Source organism: Martinezella lusitana, from assembly GCF_016901135.1.
In the GTDB taxonomy this organism is placed as follows: domain Bacteria; phylum Pseudomonadota; class Alphaproteobacteria; order Rhizobiales; family Rhizobiaceae; genus Rhizobium; species Rhizobium lusitanum_D.
Genome location: NZ_JAFEVL010000045.1, coordinates 921,446 through 933,747, shown reverse-complemented (window position 1 = coordinate 933,747; position 12,302 = coordinate 921,446). Strand labels below are relative to the sequence as shown.

Here is a 12,302-nt window from a genome sequence, read left to right as displayed (position 1 = left end):
CCACCCTCAGAGCCTAAAAAGCGCGGATTCTGAGGAGATAGAACAGAAAAAGCGGCAAGATCGGAACAGCATTTTCTTCTGCATTCAGTCGCGCGACCGAAATTGATGGCGCTCATTCGAGGACGGATACTTGGCCAAGAGCTTAGCGGATTTCAAATATTTCACCTTCGATGTCGTCGGAACGCTGATCGACTTCGAGGGCGGCATCAAGGAATGTCTGGCTGGGATCGCTGAAGAAGCAGGCGTCTCCGTCGATGGCGAGGAGGCGCTCGCACTCTATCGCGCTGCGCGCTATTCCGGCGACGCCGGTCTTTTTCCCGATGATCTGGTCCGTGTCTATATGGTCATTGCGCCGAAGCTCGGCTTACCGGCCGAAGTGAAATTCGGTGAACGGCTGCGCGATTCCGCTGGCAATTGGAAGGGCTTTGCCGACAGCGCCGATGCTCTGCGTCGTCTGTCCAAGCGCTATCGGCTGATTGCCATGACGAATGCCCGCCGCTGGGCCTTCGAGCATTTCTCCAAAGAACTCGGCAATCCGTTCTATGCGGCATTCACCGCTGATGACGCCGGCACGGAAAAACCCGATCCGGCCTTCTTCGAACAGGTCTTCGCCTTCATCGGCAAGGAAGGCGCTTCGAAGGACGACATTCTGCACGTCGCCCAGAGCCAGTATCACGACATCGGCATATCACGCCAACTCGGCATGACCAATTGCTGGATCGAGCGACGCCATGCCCAGAAGGGCTATGGCGGCACCATCGAACCTCAGGAATTCACAAAGCCCGACTATCATTTCACCTCCATGGCAGGACTTGCAGAAGCAGCGGAGGCAACCGAGACCACCTGACGGAGCACGATCCGATACTGAGCCCGCGTCAAAGACGGGACAACAAACCGACCTTAACAAAAAGGGGAACGCAATGAACGACAAGATCACCAATTGGACCAGCGCAGACGATGCCATGGTCGAAAATGCCATTCGCCGTGGCGCAACTCGCCGCGATCTCCTGCAAATGCTGCTCGCCGGCGGCATCGCCGCGGCGGCCGGCGGGGCGATCTTCGGTCGAGCCTCCGCGGCCTTCGCCGCAACCGCGGTCTCGGGCGGTTCGCTGAAGGCGGCCGGCTGGTCATCCTCGACCGCCGACACACTCGATCCGGCCAAGGCATCGCTGTCGACGGATTATGTCCGTTGCTGCGCCTTCTACAATCGCCTCTCCTTCCTCGACAAGGATGGCGTCACGCAGATGGAACTCGCCGAGAGCATCGAAAGCGCCGATGCCAAGGTCTGGACCGTCAAGCTGCGTAAGGGTGTGACCTTCCACAGCGGCAAGACCCTGTCTTCGGCCGATGTCGTCTATTCGCTGAAGCGCCATCTAGATCCGGCCGTCGGCTCGAAGGTCAATGCCATCGCCAAGCAGATGACAGGCTTCAAGGCCGCCGATCCGCTGACTGTCGAGATCACTCTCGCCAATCCGAACGCCGACCTTCCAACGATCCTTGCCATCCATCATTTCATGATCATTGCCGACGGCACGACGGATTTCAGCAAAGCCAATGGTACAGGCGCTTTCGTCTGCGAGACTTTCGAGCCTGGCGTCCGCTCCGTCGCCATCAAGAACAAGAACTATTGGAAGCAAGGCGGTCCGCACCTCGATTCCTTCGAGTTCTTCGGGATCGAGGACGATTCCGCACGTGTCAACGCGCTCATGTCGGGCGACATCCAGCTTGCCGCTTCCATCAACCCGCGCTCCATGCGGCTCCTGGACGGGCAGGCGGGCGTGACGCTGTCGAAGACCACCTCCGGCAACTACACCGACCTCAATATGCGCCTCGACATGAACCCGGGCAGCAACAAGGACTTCGTCACCGGCGTCAAGTATCTGCTGAACCGCGAAACTATCCAGAAGTCGGCGCTGCGCGGCCTCGCCGAAATCGGCAATGACCAGCCCGTACCGCCATCCAGCATCTATCACAATGCCGACCTGAAGCCGAAAGCCTTCGATCCTGAAAAGGCGAAGTTCCACTTCCAGAAGTCGGGCCTCTTCGGCCAGTCCATCCCCGTCGTCGCCTCCGATGCCGCAACATCTTCCATCGACATGGCGATGGTGTTGCAGCAGGCCGGCGCGGATATCGGCATGAAGTTCGATGTTCAGCGCGTGCCCTCCGACGGATATTGGTCGAACTACTGGCTGAAGGCGCCGATGCATTTCGGCAATATCAATCCGCGTCCGACACCGGATATCCTGTTCTCCCTGCTCTATTCTTCCGATGCCCCTTGGAACGAGAGCCAGTACAAGTCCACCAAGTTCGACAGCATGCTGATCGAGGCGCGCGGCTCGCTCGACCAGGCCAAGCGCAAGGCGATCTACGGCGAAATGCAGGTGATGATTGCTGAAGATGCGGGCACCGCTATCCCGGCCTATATCTCCAACGTCGACGCGATCTCCTCGAAGCTGCATGGGCTGGAAGCCAATCCGCTCGGCGGCATGATGGGTTATGCCTTTGCGGAATATGTCTGGCTCGATGCCTGATCCCTGCCTTCGTACCCGGCCGGTGGTGCCTCGGCGCCGCTTGTCGGGTACAGTGCCGGCAAACAGGCACATCCGCTCTCGCGATGGGGATCCGTCATGAACCGCCACGTTCTTTATCTCGTGTTCGGCCGTGTGCTCGTGGCCCTCGTCACGCTGCTCATCGTGTCGTTCACGGTGTTTGCGGCGACATCGATGCTGCCGGGCGACGTCGCGCAGATCCTGCTCGGCCAGGCGGCCACTCCTGAAGCAGTCGCCGGCCTTCGCGCCGCCATGCATCTGAACGATCCGGCCATCCTGCGTTTCATCCGCTGGTTTGCTGGCCTCGCCACCGGCGATCTCGGCATTTCCTATGCCAACAACATGCCGATTGCCGATCTGATCGGTTCGCGGCTTGGAAACTCGCTGAAGCTAGCGGCGGCGACCACGCTGTTTTCCGTGCCCATCGCACTCACACTCGGCATTACGGCGGCCATGCTGCGCGGCTCGCTCTACGACCGCATCATCACCATCGTCTCGATTGGCGTCATCTCCGTGCCGGAATTCATGGTCGCCACTTCGGCCGTATTGATCTTCGCCGTCTATCTCAAATGGCTTCCGGCACTTGCCTTCGCCAATGAGATCCACTCCTTCGGGCAGATGCTGCGCGTCTTCGCGATGCCCGTCATCACGTTGAGCTTCGTCATATCCGCTCAGATGATCCGCATGACGCGTGCCGCCGTCATCGAGACGCTGAACACGCCCTATGTGGAAATGGCGCTGCTGAAGGGGGCGTCGCGCCGGCGCATGGTGCTGAAACACGCCTTGCCGAATGCGCTAGGACCGATCGTCAACGCGGTGGCGCTGTCGCTGTCCTATCTGCTGGGCGGCGTCATCATCGTCGAAACCATCTTCAACTATCCGGGCATCGCCAAGCTGATGGTCGATGCCGTCGCCACGCGCGACCTGCCGCTGATCCAGACCTGCGCGATGATCTTTTGCGTGGTCTATCTCCTTTTGATCACCATCGCCGACATCATCGCCATCATGTCCAATCCGAGGTTGCGCTGATCATGGCCCTTACCGCCTTCACTCCCCGCAAGCTCGGCTTCCGCTTCAACATCGTCGGCATGCTCGGCTTTGCCGTCATTCTCCTATGGGCGCTGGTGGCGATTTTTGCGCCGCTGATTATCCCCTATTCGATTGGCGATATCGTCGACTTCGACTATTTCGGTCCGATATCAGTCAAGTTCTGGCTCGGCACGGATTATCTCGGCCGGGATATCCTGTCACGCATCCTCATGGGTGCGCGTTATACCGTGGGCATTTCGCTTGCCGCCGTTTGCATCTCCTGCGTCTCCGGCGTGGCACTCGGCATGATCGCGGCCGTCATCGGCGGCTGGTTCGACAGTGTGCTCAGCCGCTTTCTCGATGCTTTGAATTCGATCCCGAGCAAGCTGTTCGGCCTCGTCGTCGTGGCTGGTGTCGGCTCCTCGATCCCGGTGCTGATCCTGACGCTCGCGGTCATTTACACGCCGGGCGCCTATCGCTTTGCCCGCGCGCTGTCCGTCAACATCAACACCATGGATTTCATCACGGTGGCCCGTGCGCGCGGCGAAGGCACGCTCTATCTCATCCGTTCCGAAATCCTGCCGAATATTCTGGGGCCGGTCATGGCCGATCTCGGCCTGCGCTTCGTGTTCATCGTGCTGCTCCTGTCCGGCCTTTCCTTCCTCGGCCTCGGTGTGCAGCCGCCGAATGCCGATTGGGGTGCGCTGGTGCGTGAGAACATCGGCGGCCTGCCCTTCGGTGCGCCTGCGGTGATCTTCCCGAGCATCGCGATCGCCAGCCTGACGATCAGCGTCAACCTGCTGATAGACAACCTTCCCCAGAAGATCCGGGACCGGAGCAATTGATGGCCAAACTCGTCGAAATCCGCAATCTGAAGGTCGAGGCCAAGACCGATTCCGGCCGTCGCGTCGAGATCATCCGCGGCGTCAGCTTCGATATTCAGGATGGCGAGATCGTCGCCCTGATCGGCGAAAGCGGTTCCGGCAAGACGACAATTGCCCTGACTTTGATGGGCTATGCTCGCCCTGGATGCCGGATCAGCGGCGGCGAAGTCCTGCTTGCGGGCAAAGACATGGCGAGCCTGCCCGAAAAAGCCAGAGCGAAGATCCGTGGCACCGAGGTCGCCTACATACCGCAAAGTGCAGCGGCCGCCTTCAATCCGGCCCAGACCATCATGGAACAGGTGATCGAGATCACCCGCATTCATGATCTCATGCCGGTCGAAGACGCGAAGGCGCGCGCCGTCGAGCTTTTCAAGGCGCTTAGCCTGCCCAATCCGGAAACGATCGGCGCGCGCTATCCGCACCAGGTATCCGGCGGGCAGTTGCAGCGGCTGTCGGCGGCAATGGCGTTGATCGGCAATCCGAAGCTCGTGATCTTCGACGAGCCGACGACGGCGCTCGACGTGACGACGCAGATCGAAGTGCTCAAGGCCTTCAAATCGGTCATGAAGGACGGCGGCATCGCCGGCGTCTACGTATCGCATGATCTCGCCGTCGTCGCCCAGGTCGCCGACAGGATCGTCGTGCTGAAAGGCGGCGAAATCCAGGAAATCGGCACGACCGAGCAGATCCTTTCCTCACCCTCCCATCCCTATACGCGGGAACTGCTCGCCGCGTTTGAGCCCAAGCTCTACGCCTCACCGGCGCAGGCAGCCGCCGACAAGACGCCGGCCCTGCTCGAAGTTACGGATATCGTGGCCGGATACGGCCCGATTCAGCCGAGCGGCCTGCCGGCGGCGGTCGCGCTCAAATCCGTGAGCCTCAGGCTGGAAGCCGGCCACAATCTCGGCATCATCGGCGAGTCCGGCTGCGGAAAATCGACGCTTGCCCGCACCATCGCCGGGATATTGCCGCCGGTTTCGGGAGATATCGTCTTCGACGGCAAACAGCTCGCCGCCGACGCCAGGCATCGTCAGCGCGAAGAACTGCGCAGGCTGCAGATCGTCTTCCAGTTCGCCGACACCGCGCTCAACCCCGCCAAATCGATCGGAGACATTCTCGGTCGGCCCCTCGCCTTCTACGGCAACCCAAGCGCCAAGCAGCGCGAAGCCCGCATCGAGCAGCTGCTCGACATGGTGCATCTGCCAGCGGCCATCAAGCACCGCCGTCCGGCCGAACTATCAGGCGGTCAGAAGCAGCGCGTCAATCTGGCCCGCGCCTTGGCGGCCGAACCGAAGATCATCCTCTGCGATGAGATCACCTCCGCCCTCGATACGGTCGTGGCGGCCGCCATCATCGATCTCCTCAAGGAGTTGCAGCGCGAGCTCGGCCTGTCCTACGTCTTCATCAGCCATGATCTTTCGACCGTGCAGGCGATCTGCGACGAGATCATCGTGATGTATGCGGGCGAGAAGATCGAGCAGCTTTCCTCCGCCGATCTCGCCGGTGGCGCCAAGCACCCCTATTCGAAACTGCTGTTCTCCTCGGTGCCGAAGCTCGACACGGGCTGGCTCGACGGCCTGCAGCAGGACGACGAGCTGGTCGGGGCCTTCGCGAGCCGCTGAGGTCCGCGAGTTAGGCTAAGGGCTCAATGCCGATCAGACAGGAAACAGGCTGGTGAGCGGCATATGCGCCTTGACGATCGGCGATTTCAGCACGACGAAGCTGAAATATTTGTCGATGCCGATCTCCATATCGATCAGCCGCTCCATCGTTGTCTGATACTCGGCGATACCGGCGGTAACGAATTTCACCAGATAATCGTAGCCGCCGGACACCAGATGGCATTCCACCACCGAATCCACCTTTTCCACGGCCGCCAGAAAGCGGGCGAAATCGATCTGGCGGTGGTTCTTCAGCGTCACTTCCGTAAAGACCGTCAGTGTCTGCCCGAGCTTGGCGATGTTGATTTGGGCCGAATAGCCGGAGATATAACCCTCCGACTGCAGCTTCTTGACCCGCATCAGGCAGGGGCTGGGCGAAAGGTTGACCAGTTCGGCCAGTTCGACATTGGTGATACGGCCGTTCTTCTGCAGTTCATAGAGGATCTTGATATCGATCCGGTCGAGTTTCATCGGCGCGCTCCGGTTTGCGGATGGCAGGATGGCTGCCTTACGGAATAATCTTTCGTCATTTTAGGCCGAAAGCCTCGCTTAGCAAGCGGAATAGGGCATGTTTATCTCGATATAACGACGTAAAATCCGTGCTTTAACAGAAGAATTCGCGGTCTCGGCCCTGCACAGAAGGAAATGCTGTCTGGTAGCGATCTGCAGCATTTGCAGACGAAAAGCTCGATTAGAATGGGGGTCTGCGAACGGAGATTGCCATGCCCGCCCCCCTTCTTCACATCGAGACCACACCGACGCTGCCCGAGACGGCGGATGCAGTGGTCATCGGCGGCGGCATCGTCGGCGTCTTCTCCGCCTATTACCTTGCGCGCCGCGGCCTGAAAGTCGCCCTTGTCGAGAAGGGACGCATCGGCGCGGAACAATCCAGCCGGAACTGGGGCTGGTGCCGGCAGCAGAACAGGGATGCCCGCGAGCTGCCGATGGCGACCAAGAGCCTGGCGCTTTGGGACACATTCGCCGAGGAGAGCGGCGAGGACACCGGCTTTCGCCGCTGCGGCCTGCTTTATCTCAGCGACAATGATGCAGAACTCGCCGGCTGGGCGCGCTGGGGCGAGTTTGCCCGTGGCGTCGGCGTCACCACCCATATGCTCGACAGCAAGAGGGCTAGCGAATTCGGGGCTGCGACCGGCAAGGCCTGGAAGGGTGGCGTCTTTTCGCCGACGGACGGCACCGCCGATCCCTCTCGCGCCGCGCCGGTTGTCGCCCGCGCCATCATGGCGCTCGGCGGCAGCGTGCATCAGATGTGCGCGGCCCGTGGTCTGGAGACGACGGGCGGCCGCGTCAGCGCCGTGGTCACCGAGGCCGGCACGATCCGCACCGGAACCGTTGTCATGGCGGGCGGTGCCTGGGCATCGTCCTTCTGCCGGCAGCTCGGCGTTCGCTTTCCACAGGCGGCCATCCGATCCTCGATCCTGTCCGTTGCGCCCGGTGCCAAGAGCCTTCCGGCAGCGCTGCACACGGCCGCCGTTTCGGCCACCCGCAGAAGCGACGGCGGCTATACGCTCGCCATCAGCGGCAAGGCCCGCGTCGACCCCACCCTGCAGCAGCTTCGCTTTGCCCGCTATTTCGTGCCGATGTTCGCCCGACGATGGAAAAGCCTGGCGCCGGGGGGCCTGGAGGGGTTGAAGGGCGGCCACGAGACCCTCTCGCACTGGCGGCTCGATCGGCCGACGCCGATGGAGCGCAACCGCATCCTCGACCCGCGTCCCGACCGCAAGCAGATCGATCTGACGCTTGCGCGGGCACGCACACTTCTTCCCGCGCTGGTTCATACCCCTGTTTCGGCTGTATGGGCCGGCTATATCGACAGCACGCCGGATGGCGTGCCCGCGATCGGCGAGATACCTGCAATCCCCGGCCTGATCCTGGCAGCAGGCTTCAGCGGCCACGGCTTCGGGATAGGTCCCGGTGCCGGACATCTTCTTGCCGACCTCGTTACGGGTGCGACGCCGATCTTCGATCCGAAGCCCTATCATCCGGATCGCCTGAACCGCTCCACCTGGGGAAAGGTTGCCGATTTCTGAGAGACGGCTAGCCTGGGCTTGAGGCATAAGCGCATTTGTCGCGCCAAGCGAGTGGGGTCATATCGGTGACGCGGCGGAACTCGCGGTTGAAATTCGATTTGGTCTGGAAGCCGGACTCAAGCATGACCTCTGTGACCGGCCGATCGCTTTCGACAAGAAGACGGCAGGCCTCGGCAATGCGGTAGTCGTTGACATATTGCGAGACGTTCTTCGCCATCCGGCGATTGATGGCGCCCGAGATGCGGCGCGACGGTATGCCGGCCCTGCGGGCAAGGCGCTCGAGATTGAGATTGGCGTCACGATAAAGCTTCTTCTCGCCCATCAGCGCCTCGATGCGGGTAATCGTTTCTGCGTCTTCCGCCGTATCCGGTACCGGCGCAACATCGACAATATCCCTTACTGTCGAATTCCGGCTGGCCGCGGCTGCGGCCATGCCGAGCATGAACAGGCCGAGAAGATTGGCGATGCTGAGGATCTTGCCGACATGAGCACCCTGGGTCCATTCGAAATCGAACATGACAAGCGCGTCGATCGCTGCCGAAAAGCTCAGCGTCGCCGCCGCAAAGACGAAAGCTCGATGGGTCGGCTGAGCCGTCTCGAAAGACGCAAGCGGCAGCACGTCGGGACCGGCGCGCATCAGCCAGAGCAAGGCACCGGCATAGCCGAGATAGATCAGGATCATCGCGATATCGATCGCCTCGGGCCAGATAATGACCAGCAGCGCGATGATTGCAGGTGGAAAGCCGTAGAGGCCGATGCGCTCGGACCAACGGCGCGGACCAGCGGCACCGAGGTGCATAACACCTGCAACAACCAGCGACGGCATGATCGTCGCAAGCGCAAGCGTCAGGCGGCCGATGACCGGTAGATCGTAACCCCAGCGCAAGCCGACAAGGACCGACTGCACGCAGCAGAGTGCCAGCAGCACCAAAAACGGTCGGTTGGCGGCCATGCCGTCATCCCGCCGCAGCATTGCCAGAAGCAGCAGCAGAAGCAGCAACGCGACGACGAACGGCAACGGCACGAACAGCATGAGACCCCTTCCACGATCAATCGTGATCGGCCGCCACTATGACCTGACTCGCGACCTCAGGCGATCCAGATCGCGATCCGGGACGTCCTGAATCGTGATCCAGGTCGCATCGGCAGCCTTGTACGGCGATGTTGGCGACGCAACCAGCTGGAGATCGCGATGAGCGCCGACGCAAACATGGCAACCCGACTTCGTTCCCTGGCGATCGATCGCCCCGATAGGCCGCCACCTAACTCAACAGCAAGCCGACGGCTCGCAATTCGCAGCCTCATTCTAGCAAGCGCGATCGCGATACCGGCAGCTATCGTCTACCTGCCATCGAAGCCCGCCATCGATACGACCGTAAAGTACTCGTCTTCGATCGCGACCAGTTCCGTATCGCCTGCGACGGCAGACACATCATCGCGGAATGGAGACACCGTCGCAGCCGTACCCATCGCCAGCCTTCCCCAGGCCGTGATCGGCTCCGGCTATGTCGTCGCAGGGCGCATGATCACCTTGCGGCCCGAGGTCGGCGGTAAGGTCGTCTCCCTGCCATTGGATGTCGGGGATCATTTCATCGCCGGTCAAGTCATTGCAGAGCTCGATACGACGACGAGCGGGATCGAGCTGAAGATCTCAAGGTCACAGGCCGCTGCTGCCCTCATCACCGTACAGCGCAACGAGATTTCGCTCGCAAAGGCGCAAAGGACCCTGGCACGCACCAGGCAACTCGCCGATCGCGGCGCGGCATCCCAGAGCAACCTCGACGCGGACGAACTTGCCGTTCTGCAATTATCCAATGATCTCGACAGCGCAAGACAGGCGGCCGAGACCGCACGGCTTCAGGTGGAGAAGCAGGAAAACACCATATCGCTCCATCGCATCGTCGCCCCCTTCGACGGTGTGATCGTTGCCCGGCTGGCCGGTCTTGGAGACATGGTCGCCTCGGGGACCGACGGCGGCGGCCCCAGAGACGGAATTGCGACGCTTCTCGATCCGGATTCGTTAGTCATCGATGTCGATATTGCCCAATCCAACGCCGCACGCATTGAGCCTGGCCAGACCGCACTCGCCGTTCTCGACGCCTTTCACGACCGGCAATTCAGGATGCGGGTAACAACGATCGTGCCCGTGGCATCGATGCAGAAGGGCACCGTCACCGCGCGTCTCGAATTCCTGACGGCGCCTTCAGGCGTGCTGCCGAACATGGCGGCGAAAGTGACTCTGAACCCACCGAGCCTTCAAGCGAAGGCCGACGAGAAAGGAAACTGAGATGGACGGCATTTTGATCAACAACGTGCGCAAGGATTACCGGCTCGGACGCAATGCCGTGACGATCTTTTCCGATCTGACCATGACGATTGCGCCGGGCGATTTTGTCGCCATCGTCGGACCGTCGGGGTCGGGAAAATCGACCCTGTTGAACCTGATCGGCGGCATTGATCGCCCGGACCAAGGCGAGATCGATTTCGAACATGCCCGCCTCAGCCGGATGAGCGAAAGCGCTTTGGCGAGGTGGCGCGCGGCCAATGTCGGCTTCGTGTTTCAGTTCTACAATCTGATGCCGATGCTGACGGCGGAACAGAATGTCGAGCTGCCGCTGCTGTTGACGAGCCTCACTGCGTGCCAGCGTCGCGAGCGGGTCGAGACGCTTCTGTCCATGCTCGGCCTTGCCGACCGGCGACGGCATCTGCCGTCGGAGCTTTCCGGCGGCCAGCAGCAGCGCGTCGGCATCGCCCGAGCGCTCGCAAGCGACCCGAAACTGCTGCTATGCGATGAGCCGACGGGCGATCTCGATCGTGAATCCACCGACGAGGTGCTCGCCATGCTGCGTATCCTCAATACCGAGCTTGGCAAGACGATCGTCATGGTGACGCATGACGATGCCGCCGCCCGTTCCGCCCGGCGTCAGCTGCGGCTGGACAAGGGCAAATTCATCGAAGCGGAGGCTGCGTGACCGCCATGCATCGCTTTACCTTCATTCGCCGCGGCATGACGCGCAAACCGGTGCGCAGCGCGCTGCTGATCACCAGCATCGCCATCGCCTTCTTCATTTATCTCGTGCTGACGAGCTTCGAGAGCGGCTTCCTTGGCGGCGAGGTCGAGTCTGAGCGGCTCGTCGTCAGCAACAAGATTGGCGACGCACTGCCCCTGCCGATCAGCTATTACGACAAGCTCCTGGCTCTGCCCGGCATCGCCAGCGCAACCTATATGGCGCGCAGCCGCGCTACCTATCGCACCCCAAGCAATTTCCTGGGGCTGACGGCGGTGGAACCCGACAGTTTCCCCACCTTCATCGGCGACCAATACGATATTCCCGCCGAGACTCTCACCCGCTTCCGTCAGACCCGCAACGGCGTCATTGCCGGGCGAAGCATCGCCACCCAGGAAGGCTGGGTCGTCGGGCAGAAAATCACGCTAAACACGTCAAGTTTCTTCAGGGCCGATGGCAGTTCGGACTTCGAGTTCGAGATTGCCGGCATATTGGATGGCCGAAAATCCGCCGACACGCATTTTGTGATGGCGCGCTACGACTACATCAATTCGGAGCGCAGCGTCGATCGCGACACCGTCAGCAACTTCGGCGTCCTGCCAAGGAGCAACGCAAATGCCGACGATGTCATCAAAGCAGTCGATACGCTTTTCGCCAACTCCGCCTATCAGACCCGGACGCGAACCGAGGCTGAATTCATGAGGGATTTCATCGCGCAGTTTGCCGATATCGCGACCATCGTCCGGCTGGTGGTCGGCGTCGCTTTCGTCACCATTCTGATGATTGTCGCCAATACCATGTTCTTCGCTATTCGCGAGCGAACGAAGGAAATCGGCCTGTTGAAAGTGCTGGGCTTCTCGCGCCGCTTCATTCTCGGCAATGTGCTCGCCGAGACATTCGGCCTGTTTGCCGCCGGCCTTGGCCTTGCGGTCTGCCTTGCCTATGCCGCGATCATCCTGCTGCGGGAGCCGCTGCACACGATCGTGCCGGACATGTCACTTGCCCCGGCAACCGTGCTGCAGGCCATCGGTCTATCCGCCGTTCTGGCGGCAGCGACCGCTGCAATACCGGCTTACGGCGCCATGCGAGTGCCTCCCCACGCAGCCCTGAGAGAGAAGTGACG

General features: G+C 61.2%; 11 protein-coding genes. 9 read left to right on the top strand and 2 right to left on the bottom strand.

Features of this window, described 5'->3' with window-relative positions; all coding sequences use genetic code 11:
- The first annotated feature begins 130 nt into the window (after positions 1 to 130).
- From JTP94_RS20100 to JTP94_RS20080, 5 genes are all read left to right on the top strand, one after another.
- On the top strand, positions 131 to 847 hold the full coding sequence (locus JTP94_RS20100; RefSeq protein WP_204852204.1) for an HAD-IA family hydrolase: 717 nt from the start codon (positions 131 to 133) through the stop codon (positions 845 to 847).
- 73 nt (positions 848 to 920) lie between these two features.
- The gene (locus JTP94_RS20095) at positions 921 to 2,531 is read left to right on the top strand and encodes an ABC transporter substrate-binding protein (RefSeq protein WP_204852203.1); all 1,611 of its coding nucleotides are present in this window, start codon (positions 921 to 923) and stop codon (positions 2,529 to 2,531) included.
- Positions 2,532 to 2,627: 96 nt separating this feature from the next.
- Positions 2,628 to 3,578, top strand: a complete 951-nt coding sequence (locus JTP94_RS20090) for an ABC transporter permease (protein WP_204852202.1) — start codon at positions 2,628 to 2,630, stop codon at positions 3,576 to 3,578.
- A gap of 2 nt (positions 3,579 to 3,580) precedes the next feature.
- Positions 3,581 to 4,423: an ABC transporter permease gene (locus JTP94_RS20085; RefSeq protein WP_204852201.1), complete on the top strand. Its 843-nt coding sequence runs from the start codon at positions 3,581 to 3,583 to the stop codon at positions 4,421 to 4,423.
- A complete protein-coding gene (locus JTP94_RS20080) occupies positions 4,423 to 6,084 on the top strand; it encodes an ABC transporter ATP-binding protein (protein ID WP_204852200.1) in 1,662 nt (553 codons plus the stop codon). Before JTP94_RS20085 ends, JTP94_RS20080 begins: the two co-directional genes overlap by 1 nt.
- 33 nt (positions 6,085 to 6,117) lie before the next feature.
- Here JTP94_RS20080 and JTP94_RS20075 read toward each other — a convergent pair whose 3' ends face one another.
- Positions 6,118 to 6,594 carry an Lrp/AsnC family transcriptional regulator gene (locus JTP94_RS20075; RefSeq protein WP_034510479.1) on the bottom strand — a complete coding sequence of 159 codons (477 nt, stop codon included), beginning with the start codon at positions 6,592 to 6,594 and terminating at the stop codon, positions 6,118 to 6,120.
- 251 nt (positions 6,595 to 6,845) lie between these two features.
- Between JTP94_RS20075 and JTP94_RS20070 the strand changes: the two genes are divergently transcribed.
- The gene (locus JTP94_RS20070) at positions 6,846 to 8,171 is read left to right on the top strand and encodes an FAD-binding oxidoreductase (protein ID WP_204852199.1); all 1,326 of its coding nucleotides are present in this window, start codon (positions 6,846 to 6,848) and stop codon (positions 8,169 to 8,171) included.
- Between the two features lie 7 nt (positions 8,172 to 8,178).
- Here JTP94_RS20070 and JTP94_RS20065 read toward each other — a convergent pair whose 3' ends face one another.
- On the bottom strand, positions 8,179 to 9,204 hold the full coding sequence (locus tag JTP94_RS20065; protein WP_204852198.1) for an AraC family transcriptional regulator: 1,026 nt from the start codon (positions 9,202 to 9,204) through the stop codon (positions 8,179 to 8,181).
- 159 nt (positions 9,205 to 9,363) lie between these two features.
- On the opposite strand from JTP94_RS20065, the gene JTP94_RS20060 reads away from it, so the two are divergent.
- From JTP94_RS20060 to JTP94_RS20050, 3 genes are read left to right on the top strand one after another with little or no spacing between them, the layout of a single operon-like run.
- Positions 9,364 to 10,458 (top strand): efflux RND transporter periplasmic adaptor subunit, encoded by a 1,095-nt coding sequence (locus JTP94_RS20060; RefSeq protein ID WP_204852197.1) that lies wholly within the window; start codon positions 9,364 to 9,366, stop codon positions 10,456 to 10,458.
- A 1-nt stretch (position 10,459) separates the two neighbouring features.
- A complete protein-coding gene (locus tag JTP94_RS20055; RefSeq protein WP_204852196.1) occupies positions 10,460 to 11,143 on the top strand; it encodes an ABC transporter ATP-binding protein in 684 nt (227 codons plus the stop codon).
- 5 nt (positions 11,144 to 11,148) lie between these two features.
- Positions 11,149 to 12,300: an FtsX-like permease family protein gene (locus JTP94_RS20050; RefSeq protein ID WP_204852351.1), complete on the top strand. Its 1,152-nt coding sequence runs from the start codon at positions 11,149 to 11,151 to the stop codon at positions 12,298 to 12,300.
- Positions 12,301 to 12,302: the final 2 nt, after the last annotated feature.